This window comes from Streptomyces sp. PA03-5A, from assembly GCF_033792725.1.
Classification (GTDB): Bacteria; Actinomycetota; Actinomycetes; order Streptomycetales; family Streptomycetaceae; genus Actinacidiphila.
Genome location: NZ_JARAVL010000001.1, coordinates 43,597 through 64,096 on the forward strand (window position 1 = coordinate 43,597; position 20,500 = coordinate 64,096).

Sequence of the window (20,500 nt, forward strand, 5' to 3'; positions counted from 1 at the left end):
CCCGGGTGCCGCCGTTCGCCTCGCGGCGGTGGCGCGCCCGTGTGCGGTCGGCTGTGCGGTCGGCGCGGGACGCGGGGCCCCGCGAGGATGCCCTGGCGGGCCCAGGCGGTAGGGCCGGTCGGCCCTCCCTGTGGGGGGTCGCGACGTGCAAGGTGGGAGACGCATCATCCGGAGGGAGCGCGCCATGAATCCCACCACACTCAACGGGGCGACCCTGGAGAAGCTGATCTCCGCCGCTGTGGCGGCCCCTTCGTTCCGCGGGAGCCGGCCCTGGCGGTACCGCCTCGATCCGGAGACCGGCACGTTCCAGGTCCGCGCGGTCCCCGAGCCGGGGGTGCCGGAGTCCGAAGCGGCGGCGCGCGCCCTGCACGTGTCCGTCGGCGCCGCGGTGTTCAACCTGCGGGTCGCGCTGGCCCACTTCGGCTGGGAGCCTGCCGTGCAGCTGCTGCCCGTACCCGGCGACGCCGACCTGCTCGCCGCCGTGCGCCCGATCGGCCCGCTCCGCGTCGGCGACCGCCCGTACCGGGACCTGTACGACGCGATCTGGCGCCGGCACAGCTGCCGTACGCCGTACTTCGCGCACTGCCCGACGGGGGCGGTGGTGCTGGAGCTGATCGACGCCGCGCACGCGGAGGGCGCGTCGCTGACCCTGCCGCGCGCCGAGGAGGCCCAGCGGCTGCTGCGGCTGACCGCGGAGGCGGAGCAGCGCGGCACGACGGGCACGGGCCGCGCCGTGGGTTCCGGGGGCCGGGTCCACGAGGACGCGGGGGCCGGAGCGGCCGCCGTCGATCCCGAACGGCGGCCCCTGGTCGCGGCGCTGTGCACGCCCCACGACTCGTGCGCGGACTGGCTGCGGGCGGGGCAGGCGATGGAGCACGTGGTGCTCTTGGCGACGGCGCACACCGTCCACGCGACGCTGCTGCACGAGGCGATGGAGTGGCCTGACCTGCGGGCGGCGATGCGGACCACGGACTGCGGTCCGGGCCTGGTGCAGATGCTCATCCGGTTCGGCGCCGCGGCGTCCGGGGCCGGTGCGTCGCGGGTGCCGGCCCACGAGGCCGCGGAGCGGGGCTGATCAGCGCGTACGGCCACCGTCCGACGGCACCCGCCACACCAGGCGGGTGCCGCCGTGGTCAGGTGTCTCGAGCGTCATCGTGCCGCCCAGCTCCTTCGCGCGCCGCTCGAGGTTGGCCAGTCCGCTGCGGCGCCCGTCCTCGGGGACGCCGACGCCGTCGTCGCTGACCGTCAGGGTCAGCGTGCCCGAGCCGACGACCAGGGAGACCTCCGCGGCACCGGCCCTGGCGTGGCGGGCCACGTTCGACAGAGCCTCGGCCAGCACCGCCACCACGTGCTCGGCGACCGCGGCGGGCACGTCCGTGTCGATCAGCCCCTCCATGCGCAGGGACGGGGTGAAGCCCAGGCCGGGCACCGCCTCCTCCACCGCCTTCGCCGTCCGCACCCGCAGCCCCTGGCGGCCGGGGCCGGTCTCGTGGCTGCGCAGACCGAAGATCGTGGAGCGGATGATCTTGATCGTCTCGTCCAGGTCGTCCACCGCCCGCAGCAGCCGCTCGCTCGCCTGCGGGTGGTCCACGAACCGCATCGCGCTCTGCAGCGTCATCCCGGTCGCGAACAGCCGCTGGATCGCCAGGTCGTGCAGGTCGCGGGCGATCCGGTCGTGGTCCTCCAGGAGGACCAGCTGCTCGGCCGCCCGGCGGCGCTCGGCCAGCTCCATCGCCAGGGCCGCCGAGCCCGCGAAGCCCAGCAACGGCGCGGTCTCCGCCTCCGTGAAGGGCGCCTCCCCCTCGGCGCGGGCCAGCAGCAGCGCACCGCGCACCCCCTGCGGGGTCGCCATCGGCACGGCCACCGCGGGGCCCAGGCCGCCGAACCGCGGCGGGCCCGCCACCACCCGCGGATCGCGCTGGATGTCGACGCTGGTCAGCGGCTCGTTCGCGGCCATGGCCGCCCCGGTGAACGATCCCTCGCGGGGCAGCGTCAGCCCCTGGTGGGTGTCGGCGTCGATGCCGGTGGCGATCGCCATCGTGATGCCGTCGCCGGTCCCGGCGGGCAGCGCCAGCACGCCGAGGTCCGCGCCGAGGATGCTCCGGGCGTGCTCCACGATGAGCTCCAGCACCGCGTCCTCGTCGATGCCCGACAGCAGGCCGCCGGTGATCTCCGCGTTCGCCTCCAGCCACCGCTGCCGCGACCTCGCCTCCTCGTACAGCCGGGCGTTGTCGATCGCCACCCCGGCCGCCACCGCCAGGGTGGACAGCACCGTCTCGTCCTCGCCGTCGAACTCCTTGCCGCCCCGCTTCTCCGTCAGGTACAGGTTGCCGAACACCTCGTCGCGGATCCGGATCGGCACCCCCAGGAAGGAGTGCATCGGCGGGTGGTTCGCCGGGAAGCCGTGGGAGGCCGGGTGCTGCGCGATCTCCTCCAGGCGCAGCGGCACCGGGTGGCGGATCAGCTCGCCCAGGATGCCGTGGCCCGAGGGCAGCGGCCCGATCGCCTTGATCTGCTCGTCGCTGACGCCCGCCGTCAGGAACTGGGCCAGCCGCGCGTCGTCGCCGATCACGCCCAGCGCCCCGTACTCGGCGTCCACCAGCAGGACCGCGGCCTCCACGATGCGCCGCAGCACCTGTGGCAGGTCCAGCTCCCGCCCGACCGACAGCACCGCCTCCAGCAGGCTGTGCACCCGGTCCCGCGTCCCCCGCACCGCGTCGATGCGCGATTGCAGCTCGTCCAGCAACTCGTCCAGCTGCAGCCGTGGCAGGCCCTCGGCGTCCTTGCCGCCGTCAGTCCCCACCGGCACCTCCGTCCGCTGTGGCGGCCCTCGTGGGGGCCCCCTCTCAAAGTAGCGCCACCCCGGCGGGAGGACGCGCGGAACGGCTCCGCTACTCGTGGCCGCGCTCGCCGGGCGGCACGGCCGCCCAGTGCTCGATCTTCTCGTCGGGCGCGAGGCGGGAAAGGGCCTCGCCGAGCCTGCGGCAGACCTGCTCGATCTCGCGGCGGGTGTGCTCCCGTTCGGTGACGGTCGCCGACAGCAGCAGGGCGGTCAGCGCGGCGGACCCGTTGAAGGCCTGGAGGGTCACCATCTTGGCGAACAGGTCGAGTCCGGCGAACGGGCCGGACCCGTCCGCCGCGGCCTCGATCGCGATGAGCGAGGTGATCAGGACGCAGGGCGCGGCGCCGGCCAGCTGGAAGCGGAACGCGGCCCAGATCAGCAGCGGGGAGACGAGGAAGAGCAGTCCCGGCGTGCTGTGCGTGGCGACGAACGTGACGAGCGCGGTGCCCGCCACGAGCGCCGCCGCCTCCGCCCAGCGGTACGGCGGGACCCCGCGCGGCGCCTGGACGGTGCGCAGGACGAGCAGCAGCGGCGCGATCACCAGCACGCCCATCGCGTCGCCGGTCCACCAGACCGACCAGGTGGACCAGAAGGCGCCCACCGGCACGGCACCGGAGGCCACCAGCACGCCGCTGCCGATCGTCGCGCTGATCAGCATCCCCCCGAGCGCGCCGAGGAACACCAGGGCGAGCGCGTCCTGCAGCCGGTCGAGTTCGACGCGGAACCCGACCCTGCGCAGCAGCAGGCAGGCGCACACCGGAGCGAGGGTGTTGCCCGCCACGATCCCCAGCACGGGCAGGAACGACGGCCCGATCGCGATGTTCACGGCGAACGCGCCGATCGCGACGCCCGGCCACAGCCGGATCCCGCCGAGCAGCAGTCCGACCAGGGCGATCCCGGTCGGTGGCCACATCGGGGTGACCTGACCGCGCACCAGTTGCTGCTCCAGGCCGATGCGGGCCCCGCCGTAGTAGGCGGCGGCCATCACCAGGATCCACAGGGCCGTGGCCCGGTGCCGCCGGAGCCCCTCGCCGTGGCCGTCGGCGGTCATCGCGGTGCCGTCCCGCAGGGACCGCCGTGGCCGAGGACGAGTACGGCGGCGTCGTCGCTGTGCCCGGTGAGGTCGGCCACGGCGATCACCCGGGCGGCCAGTTCGTCGGGGTCGGCGGTGCAGCCGGCGGCGGCCAGGTCCGCCACACGGGCCAGCCCCTCGTCGAGGGGATGGCCGGGTCCCTCCACCACGCCGTCGGTGACCAGCACGAAGGCACCGGTGCCGGCCAGGACGCGGCGTGTCGACGGGTACTTCTCGCCGTCGAGGATGCCCAGCGGCAGGCCGCCCTCGTCGAGCACGACCTCGCAGTGGCCGTCGTCGGTGGCCCACACCGCCGGGACGTGCCCGGCGCGGGCGTCGACCAGTTCGCAGGTCGCGGGGTCGAAGCGGAGGAAGGTGCACGTCACGAAGAGCCCGGAGCCCATGGAGATCAGCAGGTCGTTGGTGCGGGCGAGCACCTCCGCGGGCTCCGTGGTCGCGACGGCGACGGCGCGCAGGCAGGTGCGCACCTGGCCCATGTAGGCGGCGGCCTCGACGTCGTGGCCCTGCACGTCGCCGATCGCGCAGCCGACGCTGCCGTCCGGCATGGGGAACACGTCGTACCAGTCGCCGCCGATGTCGAGCCCGTCACGCGCGGGGGCGTACCGGCCCGCCACGCGCAGCCCCGGGACGGCCGGGAGCGCGGCGCGGAGGGTGTGCCGCTGGAGAGCGGCCGCCAGCTCCACCCGAGCCTGCTGCATCTTGATCCGCTCCAGGATGCGGCCGGTGAGCTGTCCGAGTGTGTTCAACAGCTCCTCGGCGCTGCTGCTGGAGGGAGCGGTGTGACGTCGGGACATGGCACCAACGCTCCGGGGCCTTGGGCACTCGCGCCACTTCTCACCCTACGCCCGCGGCCCCTCCGCACCCCTGGTCAGAGCCAGCCGCGGCGGGCCGCCTGCCATGCGAGCTGCATGCGGGTCGCGGCGCCTGCCAGCGTCATCATGTGCTGGATGTGGCGCTGGACGGTGCGCCGGCTCAGGCCCATCTGGCTGGCGATGGCCTTGTCCGCCACGCCCGCGACGAGCAGCGACAGCAGCCGGCGGTCGGTCTCGCTCAGCGGGTCGGAGCCGTCCGCGTCGTCGGCGCCGCTCATCGCGCCGGACGCGCTGACGTGCAGCGGTACCGCGTCCTCCCAGTAGCGTTCGAACAGCGCGGTCAGCGCCTCCAGGAGGCTGCTGTCGCGCAGCAGCGCCGCGGTCGGCTCGTTCGGGCTGCCGTGCGGGCCGCCGGGGACCAGGGGGCAGATGGCGATGGTGCGGTCGGCGACCGCGAGCCGCAGCGGCAGATGGGGCACGGAGCGGGCTATCTCCCCGGCCTGGACGCCCTCAACAACGTTGTCAATGGCCCCGTCGTCGTCGAAGAACGCCCGCTCGTACAGGACGCGGTACCGCACGCCGCGGGCGAGGGCGTCGTACTCGGCGCGGTTGCTCCCCGAGGGCATGGCGACGTACTGCGCCTTGCAGAACCAGAGCATCTCGTGGCGCGCGTTCTCCTGCATCTGCCGCAGGTGCTGGCGCAGCGCCTGGCTGCCGGTGATGACCTCGATGAGCTGGCCGGCGTCCTGGCGGCGCGCCGTACTGCGGTAGCTGTCCAGCAGGTCGGTGACCGCGGTGCGGGCCTTGTCGAGGGCGTCGGCCTGGCGTTGCAGACGCGGCAGCAGGGCCACGTCGGGCGGGGTGGCGGCGTAGTGCCGGGGGCGGTTGTCGGTGGGGCTGGCGAGCCCCTTGGTGGCGAGGGAGGCGAGGACGCCCTCCGTCTGCCCGGGCGGGAGGCCCGTCTGTACCGCGACGTCGTCCGCCGAGGCGGTCGCGGTGGTGACCAGAAGCCGGTAGACGGTCTCCTCGACCGCGGTGAGGCCAGCCGCCTCGAGCATGCCGCGTTCCTCCGGGTCCGAACGGGTCCGCACGGCATGCGCACAGGGCGGGCACAAGCCGTACATTTCGTTAAAGGCCGGACTATACCCGGGAAATGTTTCGTGCCAATGGCGCGGCGGGTGCCGGGGCCCACACTCCCCTGCACCCGCCGCTGTGTCAACGGTGACGCCCCACCGTCACCGTCCTCCGGAGGCCCGTGCGCCGCTGTGCAGGTACGCGCGGTCCACCGTCTGCCGGACGCTGTTGCCGGCCGCGTCGGTCGCGGTCACGCGCAGCGTCACGTAGGCGTCGCCGCGCACCCGCGACGGACGCTCCACGGTGGCGGTGAAGCCGCCACCCTTGCGGGCCGTGCCCGCCCGGGTCCAGGTCCGCCCGTCGTCGTAGGACGTCTCGACCCGCAGGGTCACCCCGCGCGGCGCGGCCATGCCGTCCTGCATCCGCACGTTCAGGCCCAGCTGGTACCGGCGGGCGGGGCCCACCGCGTTGCGGGCGTCGACCGGCACCGCGTAGTCGACCTGCAGCAGGGGCAGCAGCGTCGTGTCGGCGGCGGAACCGGAGCGGAAGGACCACGAGGTGCGGGTGCCGGCGCCGAAGCGCCAGTCGTCCGATACCCGGGTGGTCGCCAGGTCCAGCCGGTACTTCGCGTCGCCCGCCGGCACCTCGAAGTCGCCCCACGCGCCCTGGTCGGACGCGGCGATCTGCTTCCCGTCGCGGTAGAGCACCGCGGTGGCGGTGTCGTCCACCGGCGCTCCGTCGCCGACGCGGGCCGCGCCGGTTCCGATGCCGCCACCGAGGCCGTTGAGCTCGTAGAACGAATAGTGGCCGGTGCCGGAGTCGTTGAACTCCGGAACGAAGACGGACAGGGTGTTGCCGTTGCGCACCGACGGCCAGGCCGCGCCGCGCGGAATCGACGGACGGACCACGGCCCCGAACCAGCGCTCCGTGGCCTTCTGACCGGACCGGTAGGTGCGCGGCACGTCCCGCATGCCTGCCCCGAGCGGGGTGTCCATGCCGAAGACGACGTTGTGGTGCACGGTGTGGCGCCACAGGGTGTCCCCGCCGGTCACGTACTCCACGCGCTCCCGGCCCGTCGGCACCTCACGGCTGTACTGGTTCCAGGCGGTGTCCTGGTACGGACGCCACCCGAAGCGCTGCTCGCTCGCCCACTGCGAGGCGCCGGTACGGGTGTAGGTGCTGCGGACCACGGCGCTCTCGCGCTCGGAGACGGTGTGCACCAGGTTCTTCGGAACGAAGCCCTTGGACACCTGCATCACGTCGTACAGGTACGGGCTGCGCACCGTGCCGGAGAACTCCACCGTGGTGGTGCGCTTCTTGATGCGCTTGAGGAGCGCGGTGCCCTCCGCCGTGCCGGCGCGCATGGTCGGCAGGGCCATGCGGTCACCGGTCGGGCTCCACCGGGTCCAGGGGTAGAAGCCCTCCTCCACGACCAGCATCAGCGCCTTGGCCCCGGCCTCCTTGGCCGCCTTGGCGAGCTGCCGGTCGTCGGAGAAGTCCCAGCGGACCACGGCCAGCTTGCCGCGCACGCCGGCCTTCTTCAGCTCGGCCGCGGTGCCGGTGCCGGCGTCGACGGCGGTCAGCTTGGCACCCTTGTCGTCGAAGGCCGGGGACGCGGGCACGTAGTACGGGGTGAAGGCCGGCGACGTGCCGGAGACCTTCGCCCGCAGTTGCGGGGCGACCAGCTGCCAGCGCGAGGCGAACTCGAAGTCGCCGTCGGTGACGCGCGCGGTGGGGCTGACGTAGATCCGCTTGGCGATGTCGAAGAACATCACGCCCTGGATCAGGCCATTGCCGTCGATCTTCCGGTACGTCTGGTAGCTGAGGATGCCGCGCTGCTCGGCGGGCCGGGGCGTGCGGATCTTCACCTCGGTGACCTTGGAGGCGTCGAGCGTCACCGTGGTGTCCTTGGTGACCTTCACCTCCGGGTTGACCACCTCGCGGAGCTCCTGGCCGTCGGCGGCCCTGTCCAGCGTCCCGAAGCTGAGCTGGTAGGTGCCCTCCTCGACCTCGGCGACGGCGGGCTCGACACCGCTGTACTGCACGAACCCGTCGGCGCCCCAGATCGTCGGCGCCGCGCCCTCGATGACCTTGCCGTCGCGGTCGCGGGCGACCACGGTCAACTTGTGCTTGGGGGCGTGCACGTTGAGGCTGACGGTGGTGTGGGCGACAACCGTGCCGTCGGCCGCCGCGGCGGTGACGTAGCCGTAGTACTTCCCGCGCGCGGCGTGGGCCGCGTCGGTGCTCAGCGGGACGTCGGCGGTGGCACCGGGCGCGAGGCTCACGGTGCCGGAGCCGAGGGTGACGACCCCGTCGGGCAGCGCGCGCCCGGTTCCGGTGGACAGCTTGACGGCCAGCTTCAGATCGACCGTCTTGTCACCGGTGTTGGTGTAGCGCACGGTGGCCGCCTGCTGCCGTCCCGCCGTCCCGCCGTTCTGGACCGGGGGCAGCGCGACCGTGCCGGTCGCGGTGATCGGGCCGATGGCGGTGGCCAGGTCGATCCGGCCGCCGCCCTGCTCGGTCACCTTGGTGCCGGGCACCGTGCGCGAAGTGCTGATCAGCGCGTCCTTGATCTGCTGCGCGCCCCAGCCGGGGTGCTGCTGCGCCAGCAGCGCCGCGGCGCCCGTGACGTGCGGAGTCGCCATCGACGTGCCCGAGGCGGCGACGTAGTTCGCGTCGACCGGGTCGCCCATGGTGGTGCCCGCGGCACGGGCGGCCACGATGCCCACGCCCGGGGCGGTCACGTCGGGCTTGACGGCGCCGTCGCCGAAGCGCGGGCCGCGGCTGGAGAAGGAGGCGAGGGAGTCGTCCCGGTCGACGGCGCCCACGGTCAGCGCGGCGTCGGCAGCGCCCGGCGAGCCGACGGTGGACGGCCCCGGGCCGGCGTTGCCCGCGGCGATGACGAACAGCGTGTCCGTCGACGCGGTCAGGGTGTTGACGGCCTGGCTCATCGGGTCGGTGCCATCGGTCTGGATGTCCGCACCGAGGCTCATGTTGACGACCTTGGCGTGCTCGCCCGCCGCCCACTCCATACCGTCGATGACCTGCGACTCCGAGCCCGAGCCGTCGTCGCCGAGCACCTTGCCGACCAGCAGGTCGGCCTTGGGCGCCACGCCCCGCCGGGTCCCCGCCGACGCCGCACCGGTGCCGCCGACGGTCGAGGCGACGTGCGTGCCGTGCCCGAAGTGGTCATCGGTGTTCGCGCTGTCGGAGAAGTTCCTGGCCTCCGCGATCCGCCCCGCGAGATCGGGGTGGTTCGCGTCGACACCGGTGTCCAGCACCGCGACCTTCACACCCTGGCCCTCGTACCCGGCCTTCCACGCGGCGGGCGCGTTGATCTGCGCGGTGCTGCGGTCCAGGACCGCCTTCACCTTGCCGTCCAGCGAGACCCGCGGGGTCACCGCGGCCCGGGCGGCGTCCGAGGTCCCGCCGCCGGGGTTCAGCGTCTTCCAGAAGGCGCCGAGTTCGTCGCCGGCGACCCGGAGGGAGCGGGCGTCGATGCTCTCCAGGGTGCGCGCGGACGTCTTGTCCGCGCGGAGCGCCACCAGCCGGTCGGCGGTCGCCCCGGCGGTCTTCGCCGCCTGCGACGTCACGCGGGCCCCGTCCCGTGACGGCTCGGGCCGCGAGGAGACGATCAGCGGCAGCGTGGAGGTGTGCGCCTCGTCGTATCCGGCGGCGATCAGTGCCGTCACGTTGAACAGCCGGCGGTCAAGGGTGCCCGCGGACACCAGTGCCTCGGCGTCGAACGGCATGACGGTCAGCGATTTGTCGTCGGCTTCCAGCGTGCGGAAGGGGATGTGTTCGCGGCCAGGTCCGGGCTGGACCGAGGCGGTCCTCCGCCCACCGGGCAGCGACGTCACCGTCACCCGGTCACCGCTCACCAGCCGGACGGTGGTGGAGGACGTCCCGTCACGGTCGGCGGATCGCGCCGGGCCGTCCGGGGTGGTCCCTGCGGAGGCGGTCGTCGAGCCTCCGAGCGTCACCACCAGCACTGTCGATATCGCCGCCGTGAGGCGGAACCATGCCATCAGCCAAACACCTTTCGTACAGCTCCGGGTCACGCGCTGTCCGACAGAATCTGCCGATGCCGGGGAGGTGTCACCGGGTATCAGCTGTCACAGCTGGGACATGTCCCAACGGCGACACGGCGCGGTTCGGGCAACCTGCGACGACCCCCGCCAGGGCACGGCGAACCATCCGGTGATGGTACGAACCACCCCCAAAGGGCGGGCCCTGCCGGTCCAGCGGCGCCTGATGGCGGAGCCGCGCGCGGGCGCGGACCGGACGGCCGTGGGCGATCCCGCGACCCGAGGTCCCTCGTGCGGCTGCCGACGCCAGGCGCCCGGCAGGGCGCGGCTCGCCGCCCGGGCCCGTCTGCCCGGGGAGGTGGCCCAGGCCGCCGCGCCGCGGGCCAGGAGCGCGGCCCCGACCCCGGCGACACGCGCCCCCTACGGCCCGCCGAGGCCCTCGCGAACGGATGCGGACGGCCTTCGCCACTCCCCCGGCCGCGCCCGGCTCGTGACGGGCGGCCCCGGGACCCCCGGGGGCCCGGAGGGCGGGTACCACGTGCGTCCCGCCGTCTTCGCCGACGTCGACGACGCGTTGCGGACCGACGTGCGGAGACCTTCGGTCCGGTGCCGGTCGTCATCCCCTGCGACGACGAGGACGAGGCCGTCCGCACCGCCAACGACTCCCCCGTACCGGCTGGGCGGCGAGGTGCGGACGGCGAACCGGGAGCACGGCCTTGAGGTCGCGCGGCAGTTCCGCACGGGCACCTTCCACGTCGACGGCGCCGCGGCCGTGAGCTCGGCGCGGCAGGGCCGGCCCACTGCACCGACCTGAAGACCATCGCGCTCCGACCCGCGGTGCCTCCCCCGTCGCTCAGCCCCCGGAGGAGGTCTCCGCCAGCGCGGCCTCCACCGCATCGACGGCCTCCTCCGGGGAGGCCGCCCGCAGGAACGTCTCCCCGGCCGGGGGCCCCTGCACGTCCCAGCCGTCGACCACGACGACGGGCTTGCCGGTCCGCAGGGCGAGCGCCACCTCGCTCAGGGTGCCCCAGCTGCCGCCGACCGCCACCACGGCGTCGGCGGCGGCGACGACCAGGCCGTTGCGGAGCTCGCCGAGGCCGGTGGCGATCGCCACGGAGAGGGACGGGTCACCCGCCCGGCGGTCCCGGCCCGGGAGGAGTCCGACGGTGGTCCCGCCGTACGCGCGGGCTCCCTCGGACGCGGCGCCCATCACCCCGCCGAGGCCGCCGCAGACGACGACGGCGCCGCGCCGGGCAAGGAGTTCGCCGACCCTGCGGGCGACCTCGCGCTCCGGCTCCCCGGCCTCCGCGGGCCCCACCACGGCGACGTAACGGCTCGTCATGACCCCTCCCCCGGCGTCCCGCTCCGATTGACACAACGGACAATCAGGATATTCGCTGCATGTGTGACCTCGTACGCCCCCACGCCCCGACGCGTGTCCCTCGCCCTGCTGGCCACCACGCTGGCCCTGACCGCCTGCGAGGGGGCGCCGTCCGCCCCGGAGTCCATGGTCGCCACGGGGCGCGCGGCCGCCACCGCCACCCCGAAGGGGTCCTGCGTCGACCGGGTCCTGGCCGCGATGAACGACACCCAGCGTGTCGGTCAGCTCTTCATGGGGGCGGCCCAGTTGCCCTCGCCGCCAAAGGCGGACCAGGACGCGATGCGGTCGTACGCCGTCGGGTCGGTGTTCCTCGCGGGGCGCAGCACGGCCGGCGTGACGAAGACCCGGACCCTGGTGGACGGGCTGCAGAAGTCGCTCGGGCAGACCGTGGCCGGGCAGCGGGTCGGCCTGCTGGTCTCCACGGACCAGGAGGGCGGTCAGGTGCAGGTCCTCAAGGGCACCGGCTTCTCCACCATCCCCAGCGGGAAGACGCAGGGCACCTGGTCCACCGCCACGCTGCGCTCGCGCGCGGAGGGCTGGGCGAAGGAGCTGAAGAAGGCGGGCGTCAACGTCAACCTGGCCCCCGTCGCCGACATCGTCCCCACCTCGATCGGCACCGCGAACGCCCCCATCGGCCGCTACGGCCGCCAGTTCGGCGCGACGTCCGGCGTGGTGTCCCCGCACGTCACGGCGTACGTCCAGGGCTCGAAGACGGCCGGGGTGCTGACCACGCCCAAGCACTTCCCGGACCTCGGCAGCGTCAAGGGCAACACGGACACGACCGCCTCGGTGACGGACACGACGCTGACCCGCACCGGCAGCAACATCGCCCCCTTCCGCGCGGGCATCTCCGCGGGCGCGGGGCTGGTGATGGTGTCGCTGGCGACGTACAAGCGCATCGACCCCAAGCACAAGGCCGTCTTCTCCTCGCTGATCGTCGATCAGACCCTCCGCCGCGACCTGGGCTTCAAGGGCGTCATCATCTCCGACGACCTCGGCAAGGCCGCCTCCGCCCAGTCCGTCGCCCTCGGCCAGCGCGCCCTGTCCTTCCTCCGCGCCGGCGGCGACCTCACCCTCACCGTCTCCCCCAAGGGCATCCCCACGATGGCCGAGGGCATCCGCTACGCCATGCGCCACGAACCGAAGGTGCGGACGCTGGTCGCGAACAGCGTGCGGCGGGTGCTCACGGCCAAGCAGGCGGCGGGGGTGCTGCGCTGCACGAGCTGATACCGCGGCGCCGGCCCCGGGCCGCAGGTCAGCCGGCCTCGATCCGCGCCGCCAGCGCGGAGAGCATCGAGGTCAGCTCCCGGGCGGACACCACGGTGTTCTCGAACTGGCCGTACTTGTCGCAGAGCTCGAACGCGCCGTCGTCGCGTCCGCGCACGAACGCCGTCGTGGTGTTCACCGACGAGCCGGGAGAGTCCCCGGACACCACCCGCTCCACCGCCTCCAGGAACAGCCGGACGCTGTGGGCCCGCTTGCCGAACGAGATCGCCAGCGTCTCCACCGACCACAGCAGGTTCTCGTCCGCCGGCGGTGTACGCGTGGGCTTGCAGAAGCCGTCGCTACGGGGGAAGTCCCAAGCGGCGGCGTCACCTTCGGTCACGGGCTCGGACTCCTTCGGGAGGGGGACGGTGACGGTACGTGAGGTCCGCCGCCGGATGCCTGGGGACCGTAGCACCCCGGGACGGGGCCGGATCGACACCCGGGGGAACGGCCGGGATGGCGGGGCGGGGCCGTCCGGTGGCACTGTCGGAGCATGGAGCACCTCTCGCGCAGGCACGTCGCGCAACGCTGGCTCGCCCGCTTGGCCCTGGCCGCGGCGGGGGCGGCCGTGGCGCTGCCGCTGGTGGTCGCGGGGCTGCGCAGCATCGCGTTGGTGGGCGCCGCGCTGGGCGGCACCGCGGTGACGGCGGCAGGGGCGTGGTGGGTGCTGACCCGCCGCGGTGTGGTGCGGGCGCTGGCCGTACTGCTGACCGTGGTGACCCCGCTGGCCGTCCTCGCCTTCTACGACCGGGCCAATCTGCTCTGGGTCGTGGTCACCTCGCTGGCGCTGTGGGCGCTGGCCGTCGGCGCCGGGCGCAACGCGGTGCGCGCCACCCGGGCCCATGAGGCACGGCTGCGGGAACGGATCGCGGCCCGGCCGCGGCGACCGTTCCTGATCATGAACCCGCGCTCCGGCGGCGGCAAGGTCGGCGCCTTCGGGCTGAAGGAGAAGGCGGAGGCGCTCGGCGCCCGGGTCGTGCTGCTCGACCCCGACCACCCGCAGGACGTCGCCGAGCTGGCCCGGCAGGCGGCCGACGAGGGCGCCGACCTGCTCGGGGTGGCCGGCGGGGACGGCACGCAGGCGCTGGTGGCCGGGGTGGCCGTCGAACGGGGACTGCCGTTCCTGGTGATCTGCGCGGGCACCCGCAACCACTTCGCCATGGACCTGGGTCTGGACCGCGCCGACCCCGCGGCCTGCCTGGACGCGCTCAGGGACGGCGTGGAGCTGCGGGTCGACCTCGGCTACGTGGGCGACCGGCCCTTCGTCAACAACGTGTCGTTCGGCGCCTACGCGGCCGTCGTGCAGAGTCCCGCGTACCGGGACGACAAGGTCGGCACCATCCTGGAACTCCTGCCCGACCTGCTCACCCACCGCGCCGGGCCCCGGCTGACGGCCACGGCCGGGGACACCGTCGTCGACGAGCCGCAGGCCGTGCTGGTGAGCAACAACCCGTACCGGACCGACGACCCGGCCGGGCTCGGCCGCCGGGACCGTCTCGACACCGGTCTGCTGGGGTTGCTCGGCGTCAAGGTCGACAACGCGGCCCAGGCCGCGGGGCTGCTGATGGGCCCGCGGGTTGCCTCCGGGCTCACCGTGGCGACGGCGCGGGAGGTGGTGACCACGGCCGACGCCGACGAGATCGACGCGGGCGTGGACGGCGAGGCGCTCGTGCTGCCCACGCCCGTGCGCTGCCGCATCCGCCCCGGCGCGCTGCGGGTCCGGGTGCCCCGCGGCCGCCCGGGGGTGCCGGCCACGGGCGTGCGCACGGACTGGCGCCGGCTGCGCAAGCTCGCGCTGACCATGGGCCGCACCGCGGCCGGACGCCCGGATCGGCCGGGTTGGCCCAGCGCCTGATCGGGCCGGTGGCCCCGGCGACGCGGAGACCCGCACCGGCACCGGTGCTCCCGGGCCAGCGACCGATCCCGTCCCCGTACGCACGTGCGCGCGGATCAGCGGCCGGGCGGCCGAAACCAGCGCCGCACCGCAACCCGGCCCGGACCGGCCCCCGGACGGGCCGGCTCAGCGCCTGATCAGGCTGGAGTCCCGGACCACCAGCTCCGGCTGGAGCACGACCCGGCGGTGCTGGTGCTCCCGGGCCTGCGGCCCGGTCTCCTCCAGCAGCATCCCGGCGGCCAGCGCGCCCATGTTCGTGGCGGGCTGCCGCACGGAGGTGAGCGGCACGGCCGCCGCGGCCGCGAACTCGATGTCGTCGTAGCCGACGATGGCCATCTCGCCGGGGACGTCCACCCCCGCCGCGTACAGCGCCTGCAGCACCCCGAGGGCGAGCAGGTCGTTGGCGCAGAACACGGCGGTCGGCCGCTCCGGGAGGCCGAGCAGGCGGTGACCGGCGTCCCGTCCGGCGGCGACGTCCAGCCGTTCGGTGGGCAGTTCGCGCAGGGTCTCCGGCGGCAGCCCGGCCTCCGCCAGGGCGGCGAGCGCGCCCTCGCGCCGGTCGCGGACCTGGTGAAGGTGCCCGGGGCCGGAGACGTACGCGATCCTCCGGTGCCCGGCCGCCGCCAGGTGGCCGACGGCCATCCGGCCGCCGGCCACGTCGTCCACCGACACCGAGCACTCGGCGGTGCCCGCCGCCACCCGGTCGACGAGGACGAAGGGGATGCGGTGCCGCCGGAACGCGGCGAGGTTGCCGCCGTCGGCGTCGGCCGGCGTCACCAGCACCCCGCGTACCCGCTGCTCCGCGAAGAGCGACAGGTACGCGGCCTCCTCCTGCGGGTTCTCCGCGCTGTTGCAGACCATCACGCCGAGCCCCGCCGCCCGGGCCGCCCGTTCCGCGCCGCGTGCCACGTCGACGAAGAACGGGTTGCCCATGTCGAGCACGAGCAGGGCCATGATCCTGCTGCGGCCCGCCCGCAACTGCCGGGCGGACTCGCTGCGTACGTACCCCAGCCGGGCGATGGCGCGCTGCACACGGACCCGGGTGGCCTCGGGGACCGCGTCCGGCCGGTTGATCACGTTGGAGACCGTGCCCACGGACACCCCCGCCTCACGGGCGACGTCCTTGATCCCCACCGTGCGGCCCTTCTCCGCCACGCCCCGGCTCTCAGAACTTGAACTGGTCGACGTTGTCCTTGGTGAACACGGTCGGCTTGCCGAGCACCACCACGCCGTCCTTGCCGATGGTGTAGCTGCCCAGGTCACCGGCCTTGAAGGTCTGGCCCTCCGCACCGGAGATCTGGCCGGAGGACAGGGCGACCGCGGCGTACGAGGCGAGCGAGCCGAGCTTGGCCGGGTCCCACAGCTCGAAGGCCTCGACGGTGCCGTTCTTGACGTAGGCGCGCATGTCGTTGGGCGTGCCGAGGCCGGTCAGCTTGACCTTGCCCTTGTACTTGGAGCCCGCCAGGTACTGGGCGGCCGCCTTGATGCCCACCGTGGTCGGGGAGATGATGCCCTTCAGGTTGGGGTACTGCTGGAGCAGGCCCTGGGTCTGCTGGAAGGACTGCTGGGCGTCGTCGTTGCCGTAGGCGACCTTGACCAGCTTGACGTCCTTGTACTTGGGGTCCTTGAGCTCGTCCTTCATGAAGTCGATCCAGGTGTTCTGGTTCGTGGCGGTCTGCGCCGCCGAGAGGATCGCGATCTCGCCCTTGTAGCCGATCTGCTCGGCCAGCAGCTGCACCTCGGTCCGGCCCAGGTCCTCGGAGCTGGCCTGCGACACGAACAGGTCGCGGCACTCCGGCTTGGTGTCCGAGTCGTAGGTGACGACCTTGATGCCGTTCTTGCGGGCCTGGTTCAGCGAGGTGCACAGCGCGCCCGGGTCCTGCGCGGAGACGGCGATCGCGTCGACCTGCTGCTGCGTCAGGGTGTTGACGTAGCTGACCTGGCCGGCGGTGTCGGTGCCGTTGCTGGTGCCGACCTCCTTGTAGGTCGAGCCCAGCGCGTCCAGGGCCTGCTTGCCGCCGCCGTCGGCGATGGTGAAGTACGGGTTGTTGACCTGCTTGGGCAGGAAGGCGACGGTCAGGCCCTTCTTGGTCGCCGCGTTGGGGTCGGCCGACGCGGTCGCCTTGGCTCCGCCGCCGCTGTCCTTGGAGGAGTTCTTGGTGGTGCCGCCGCAGGCCGTGGCGCCGAGCGCGACGGCCGCGGTCACGGCGACGACGACGGTGGCGCGACGGGTGAGGGTTCTGCTGGACATGGTGATCCTTTCGCCTCCGGAGCGGGTGCCGGAGTGAGGACGGGACGGGGTGCGGGTGGTGGTGCTGGTGGTGCCGTGTGACGGGTGCGGGGTGAGGTGGGGGTTCACGAGGCGGCGAGCGCGGCCGGGGCCTCGTCGCCCGACCTCCTGCGCGCCCTGGCCTGCGAGACCTGACGGCCGATCCTCGGGGCGAGGACGGAGATCACCAAGAGCACGCCGGTGACGACGATCTGGGACTGGGCCGAGACGTTGAGCAGGCTCATGACGTTCTGGCCGGCGCCGAGCAGGAACACCCCGGCGATCGCGCCGCCCAGGGTGCCCTTCCCGCCGTCGAAGTCGATGCCGCCGAGCAGGACCCCGGCGATGACGGACAGCTCCAGACCGGTGGCGTTGTCGTAGCGCGCGCTGGCGTAGTGCAGGGCCCAGAAGATCCCGGTGAGGGAGGAGACCAGACCGGTCGTCACGAACATCGCCAGCTTCAGCCGCCGCACGCGCACACCCGCGAACCGAGCCGCCTCCTCAGAGGCGCCGACGGCGAACAGGGAACGTCCGAAGGGGGTCGCGTGGAGCACGAGGACGGCGACCAGCAGCAGGACGGCGAAGGGGATCGCCGCGCACGGGATGAAGGTGCCGTCGATCCGGCCGGCGCCGAAGTCGAGGTACTGCTGCGGGAAGTCGGTGACGGAGTCGGCGCCGAGCACGATCTGCGCGATGCCGCGGTAGGCGGCCAGCGTGCCGATGGTGACGGCGAGCGAGGGCAGGCCGAGCCGGGTCACGAGCAGGCCGTTGACCAGGCCGCACAGGGCGCCGAGGAGCAGGCAGAGCGGGATGATCGTCTCGATCGCCATGCCGCCGTTCCACAGCGCGCCCATCACGGCCCCGGACAGGCCGGCGGTGGAGCCGACGGACAGGTCGATCTCGCCGGAGACCACGAGCATGGTCATCGGCAGCGCGATGAGCGCGATCGGCAGGGTGTTGCCGATCAGGAAGGACACGTTCAGGGCGTTGCCGAAGTTGTCCACGAAGGAGAAGGAGCAGATCAGCAGCACGACGAGCAGGGCGCCGACCGCGGTGTCCCAGCGCACCGCGCCGCCGAGGCGGGCGAGCGGGGCGGGGGCCTTGGTGGTCTCAGGCATGGTGGGCACTCCTCATCTGTGCGGCCCGCTTGCGGAGGACGCCGGCCACCCGCAGCGCCACGATCCGGTCGACGGCGATGGCGAGCAGGAGCAGGACGCCGTCGATGGCCAGCACCCACACCGAGCTGACGCCGATGGAGGGCAGGACGCTGTTGATCGAGGTCAGCAGCAGGGCGCCGAGCGCGGCGCCGTACACGGTGCCGGAGCCGCCGGTGAAGGCGACGCCGCCGACCACCACGGCGCTGACGACGGTCAGTTCGTAGCCGTTGCCGGTGCCGGAGTCGACGTTGCCGAACCGGGCGAGGTAGAGCGCGCCGGCGAGTCCGGCGAGCGCCCCGCACACCACGTACGCGGTCAGGATCCGCTTGCGGACCGGCACGCCGGCCAGCCGGGCGGCCTCCGGGCTGGAGCCCAGCGCGTACAGGTCGCGGCCGCCGCGGTAGCTGCGCAGGTAGTAGCCGACCGCGACCAGCACCGCGAGCGTCAGGAGCGCGAGGTAGGGGACCACCGACAGGCCGTCGTGACCGAAGTCGACGAAGCTCGCCGGCAGGTCGCCCGCGGTGATCTGACGGGATCCGACCCAGATGGAGTCGATGCCGCGGATGATGTAGAGCGTGCCCAGGGTCACCACCAGGGCGGGGACCTGACCCAGACTCACCAGCAGGCCGTTGAGCAGGCCGAAGAGCACGCCGAGCGCGACCGCGATGAGCACGGCGACCAGCGGGTTGCCGCCGCCGTGCAGGTAGGTGCCGGCGGCGAAGGCCGAGATGCCGAGCACCGAGCCGACCGACAGGTCGACGTTGCGGGTGATGACGACCATGGCCTGGCCGATGGCGACCAGCACGAGGATGGTGGCGTTCAGCAGGAGGTCCTTGACGCCCTGCTGGGACAGGAACTCGCTGTTGTAGACCTGGGTCGCGGCCAGCATGACCACGAGCACGGCGAGCACGGCGAGCGCCCGCAGTTTCAGCACCCGGTCCAGGAAGCGGCGGGACGCGGTCGGTTCGTCCGCGGCGATCTGCTGCGGGGTGTCGGCGGTCACGGTCACGCCGCCCTCCTCACGCGGCCGGTGGCCGCCGCCATCACGGATTCCTCGGTCGCCTCCGACCGGGGGATCTCGGCCGTCAGTCGTCCCTCGTGCATCACCAGGACGCGGTCCGCCATGCCGAGGATCTCCGGCAGGTCGGAGGAGATCATCAGTACGGCCACGCCCTCGGACGCGAGCCGCGACAGCAGCCGGTGCACCTCGGCCTTGGTGCCGACGTCGATGCCGCGCGTGGGCTCGTCGACGATCAGCACCCCTGGCGCGGTGGCGAGCCACTTGGCGAGGACGACCTTCTGCTGGTTGCCGCCCGAGAGCGTGCCGACGACGTCGGCCAGCCGGGCGTACTTGACCTGGAGCCGGACGGCCCAGTCCAGCGCGCGGCTGCGCTCGGCGCTGCGGCTCATCAGACCGCCCCTGGTGGTGGCGGCGAAGCCGGTGAGGCCGATGTTGCGCTCGATGGACATGTCCATCACCAGGCCCTGGGCCCGGCGGTCCTCGGGGACCAGAGCGATCCCCGCGGCCATGGCCAGGCTCGGCGCGCCGCCGCGCAGCGGCTTGCCGTCGACGACGACCTCCCCGGCGTCCCTGCGGTCCACGCCGAAGATCGCCCGGGCGACCTCGCTGCGCCCGGCGCCGACGAGGCCCGCCAGGCCCACGATCTCGCCGCGGCGCACCTCGAAGGAGACGTCGGTGAAGACACCTTCGCGGGTGAGCCGGCGCACGCTGAGGGCGACCTCGCCGATCTCGGCGTCCTGCTTGGGGTAGAGCTCGTCCAGGTCGCGGCCGACCATGCGGCGCACCAGGTCGTCCTCGGTGAGCCCGTCGAGGGGCTCGCTGGCGATCCACGCGCCGTCCCGCAGGGTGGTGACCCGCTGGCAGAGGGCGAAGATCTCCTCGAGGCGGTGGGAGATGAAGAGCACCGCGGCGCCCTGCTCGCGCAGGGACTTGACGACGCCGAAGAGGCGGGCGACCTCACTGCCGGTGAGCGCGGCGGTCGGCTCGTCCATGATCAGGACGCGGGCGTCGAAGGAGAGCGCTTTGGCGATCTCCACCAACTGCTGGTCGGCGATGGACAGTCCGCGCGCCGGCTGTTCCGGGTCGAGGTCCACGCCGAGGCGGCGGAAGAGATCGGCCGCGGCCTCGCGCACGGCCTTGTGGTCGACCCTGCCCAGCGAACGGCGGGGCTGGCGGCCGACGAAGATGTTCTCGGCCACCGACAGGTCGGGGAAGAGCGTCGGCTCCTGGTAGATGACGGCGACCCCCGCGTCACGGGCGTCCCCCGGGCCGTGGAACTCCACGGGCCGGCCGTCGAGCAGCACCGTGCCGGTGTCCGGGCGGTGCACACCCGCGAGGGTCTTGATCAGTGTCGACTTGCCGGCGCCGTTCTCGCCCGCCAGGGCATGGGCCTCGCCGGCGTGCAGCCGGAGCGACACACCGCGCAGAGCGCGAACGGCACCGAAGGACTTGCTCACCCCCTCGAGCGCGAGCACCGGAGTGGTCTCCGGTTCGGGGTGCGTCATTGCGCCCTCCTGCTATGAAATGTTTCAACGGAGTTGCCGGGAAGCTAGCCCCGCCCTGCGAAGGCGTCAAGAGCCGCCGCCTCCCCCGCCTGACCTGCACCCTCGTGAAACCCGCAGGTAACAGGCCTGACAATGCCGCACGAACAGCAACAACGCGC

Annotated in this window: 16 protein-coding genes; 4 read left to right on the forward strand and 12 right to left on the reverse strand. The window is 73.5% G+C overall.

Going from position 1 to position 20,500, the window contains the following annotated elements:
* The first annotated feature begins 184 nt into the window (after positions 1–184).
* A complete protein-coding gene (locus PV410_RS00240; protein WP_500321523.1) occupies positions 185–1,075 on the forward strand; it encodes a hypothetical protein in 891 nt (296 codons plus the stop codon).
* On the opposite strand, the gene PV410_RS00245 is transcribed toward PV410_RS00240, so the two are convergent.
* The 5 genes from PV410_RS00245 to PV410_RS00265 form a co-directional block, all read right to left on the reverse strand.
* Positions 1,076–2,803 (reverse strand): sensor histidine kinase, encoded by a 1,728-nt coding sequence (locus PV410_RS00245; protein ID WP_500321524.1) that lies wholly within the window; start codon positions 2,801–2,803, stop codon positions 1,076–1,078.
* 88 nt (positions 2,804–2,891) lie between these two features.
* On the reverse strand, positions 2,892–3,893 hold the full coding sequence (locus PV410_RS00250; RefSeq protein WP_500321525.1) for an MASE1 domain-containing protein: 1,002 nt from the start codon (positions 3,891–3,893) through the stop codon (positions 2,892–2,894).
* Positions 3,890–4,729, reverse strand: coding sequence for a PP2C family protein-serine/threonine phosphatase (locus PV410_RS00255; RefSeq protein ID WP_500321526.1), 840 nt, complete (start codon positions 4,727–4,729; stop codon positions 3,890–3,892). The genes PV410_RS00250 and PV410_RS00255 overlap by 4 nt, the downstream gene beginning before the upstream one ends.
* A gap of 74 nt (positions 4,730–4,803) precedes the next feature.
* Positions 4,804–5,805: a helix-turn-helix domain-containing protein gene (locus tag PV410_RS00260; protein ID WP_499514870.1), complete on the reverse strand. Its 1,002-nt coding sequence runs from the start codon at positions 5,803–5,805 to the stop codon at positions 4,804–4,806.
* A gap of 177 nt (positions 5,806–5,982) precedes the next feature.
* The gene (locus PV410_RS00265; RefSeq protein WP_500321527.1) at positions 5,983–9,849 is read right to left on the reverse strand and encodes a S8 family peptidase; all 3,867 of its coding nucleotides are present in this window, start codon (positions 9,847–9,849) and stop codon (positions 5,983–5,985) included.
* 606 nt (positions 9,850–10,455) lie between these two features.
* Here PV410_RS00265 and PV410_RS00270 point away from each other — a divergent pair.
* On the forward strand, positions 10,456–10,569 hold the full coding sequence (locus tag PV410_RS00270) for a hypothetical protein (protein ID WP_500321528.1): 114 nt from the start codon (positions 10,456–10,458) through the stop codon (positions 10,567–10,569).
* 133 nt (positions 10,570–10,702) lie between these two features.
* Here the strand turns inward: PV410_RS00270 and PV410_RS00275 are convergent, their stop codons facing one another.
* Positions 10,703–11,191 carry a TIGR00725 family protein gene (locus PV410_RS00275; protein WP_500321529.1) on the reverse strand — a complete coding sequence of 163 codons (489 nt, stop codon included), beginning with the start codon at positions 11,189–11,191 and terminating at the stop codon, positions 10,703–10,705.
* 63 nt (positions 11,192–11,254) lie between these two features.
* Here PV410_RS00275 and PV410_RS00280 point away from each other — a divergent pair, with 63 nt between their 5' ends.
* A complete protein-coding gene (locus tag PV410_RS00280; RefSeq protein WP_500321530.1) occupies positions 11,255–12,457 on the forward strand; it encodes a glycoside hydrolase family 3 N-terminal domain-containing protein in 1,203 nt (400 codons plus the stop codon).
* 28 nt (positions 12,458–12,485) lie between these two features.
* On the opposite strand, the gene PV410_RS00285 is transcribed toward PV410_RS00280, so the two are convergent.
* Positions 12,486–12,836, reverse strand: coding sequence for a hypothetical protein (locus PV410_RS00285; protein WP_500321531.1), 351 nt, complete (start codon positions 12,834–12,836; stop codon positions 12,486–12,488).
* Between the two features lie 153 nt (positions 12,837–12,989).
* On the opposite strand from PV410_RS00285, the gene PV410_RS00290 reads away from it, so the two are divergent.
* A complete protein-coding gene (locus PV410_RS00290) occupies positions 12,990–14,351 on the forward strand; it encodes a diacylglycerol/lipid kinase family protein (RefSeq protein ID WP_500321532.1) in 1,362 nt (453 codons plus the stop codon).
* A gap of 165 nt (positions 14,352–14,516) precedes the next feature.
* On the opposite strand, the gene PV410_RS00295 is transcribed toward PV410_RS00290, so the two are convergent.
* The 5 genes from PV410_RS00295 to PV410_RS00315 form a co-directional block, all read right to left on the reverse strand.
* Entirely contained in the window at positions 14,517–15,545 is a 1,029-nt protein-coding gene (locus PV410_RS00295; RefSeq protein ID WP_500321533.1) for a LacI family DNA-binding transcriptional regulator, read from the reverse strand.
* Between the two features lie 10 nt (positions 15,546–15,555).
* Positions 15,556–16,641 carry a rhamnose ABC transporter substrate-binding protein gene (gene rhaS / locus PV410_RS00300; RefSeq protein ID WP_500321534.1) on the reverse strand — a complete coding sequence of 362 codons (1,086 nt, stop codon included), beginning with the start codon at positions 16,639–16,641 and terminating at the stop codon, positions 15,556–15,558.
* 104 nt (positions 16,642–16,745) lie between these two features.
* A complete protein-coding gene (locus tag PV410_RS00305; protein WP_500321535.1) occupies positions 16,746–17,777 on the reverse strand; it encodes an ABC transporter permease in 1,032 nt (343 codons plus the stop codon).
* The gene (locus tag PV410_RS00310) at positions 17,770–18,825 is read right to left on the reverse strand and encodes an ABC transporter permease (RefSeq protein WP_500321536.1); all 1,056 of its coding nucleotides are present in this window, start codon (positions 18,823–18,825) and stop codon (positions 17,770–17,772) included. The genes PV410_RS00305 and PV410_RS00310 overlap by 8 nt, the downstream gene beginning before the upstream one ends.
* On the reverse strand, positions 18,822–20,342 hold the full coding sequence (locus PV410_RS00315; RefSeq protein ID WP_500321537.1) for a sugar ABC transporter ATP-binding protein: 1,521 nt from the start codon (positions 20,340–20,342) through the stop codon (positions 18,822–18,824). Before PV410_RS00315 ends, PV410_RS00310 begins: the two co-directional genes overlap by 4 nt.
* Between the last annotated feature and the right edge of the window lie 158 nt (positions 20,343–20,500).

What these genes read in the sequence shown, in the direction of transcription:
- PV410_RS00250 (WP_500321525.1), bottom strand. Translation starts at nt 3,893, where the DNA reads ATGACCGCCGACGGCCACGGCGAGGGGCTCCGGCGGCACCGGGCCACG.
- PV410_RS00315 (WP_500321537.1), bottom strand. Translation starts at nt 20,342, where the DNA reads ATGACGCACCCCGAACCGGAGACCACTCCGGTGCTCGCGCTCGAGGGG.
- PV410_RS00290 (WP_500321532.1), top strand. Translation starts at nt 12,990, where the DNA reads ATGGAGCACCTCTCGCGCAGGCACGTCGCGCAACGCTGGCTCGCCCGC.
- PV410_RS00240 (WP_500321523.1), top strand. Translation starts at nt 185, where the DNA reads ATGAATCCCACCACACTCAACGGGGCGACCCTGGAGAAGCTGATCTCC.
- PV410_RS00260 (WP_499514870.1), bottom strand. Translation starts at nt 5,805, where the DNA reads ATGCTCGAGGCGGCTGGCCTCACCGCGGTCGAGGAGACCGTCTACCGG.
- PV410_RS00255 (WP_500321526.1), bottom strand. Translation starts at nt 4,729, where the DNA reads ATGTCCCGACGTCACACCGCTCCCTCCAGCAGCAGCGCCGAGGAGCTG.
- rhaS (WP_500321534.1), bottom strand. Translation starts at nt 16,641, where the DNA reads ATGTCCAGCAGAACCCTCACCCGTCGCGCCACCGTCGTCGTCGCCGTG.
- PV410_RS00305 (WP_500321535.1), bottom strand. Translation starts at nt 17,777, where the DNA reads ATGCCTGAGACCACCAAGGCCCCCGCCCCGCTCGCCCGCCTCGGCGGC.
- PV410_RS00265 (WP_500321527.1), bottom strand. Translation starts at nt 9,849, where the DNA reads ATGGCATGGTTCCGCCTCACGGCGGCGATATCGACAGTGCTGGTGGTG.
- PV410_RS00275 (WP_500321529.1), bottom strand. Translation starts at nt 11,191, where the DNA reads ATGACGAGCCGTTACGTCGCCGTGGTGGGGCCCGCGGAGGCCGGGGAG.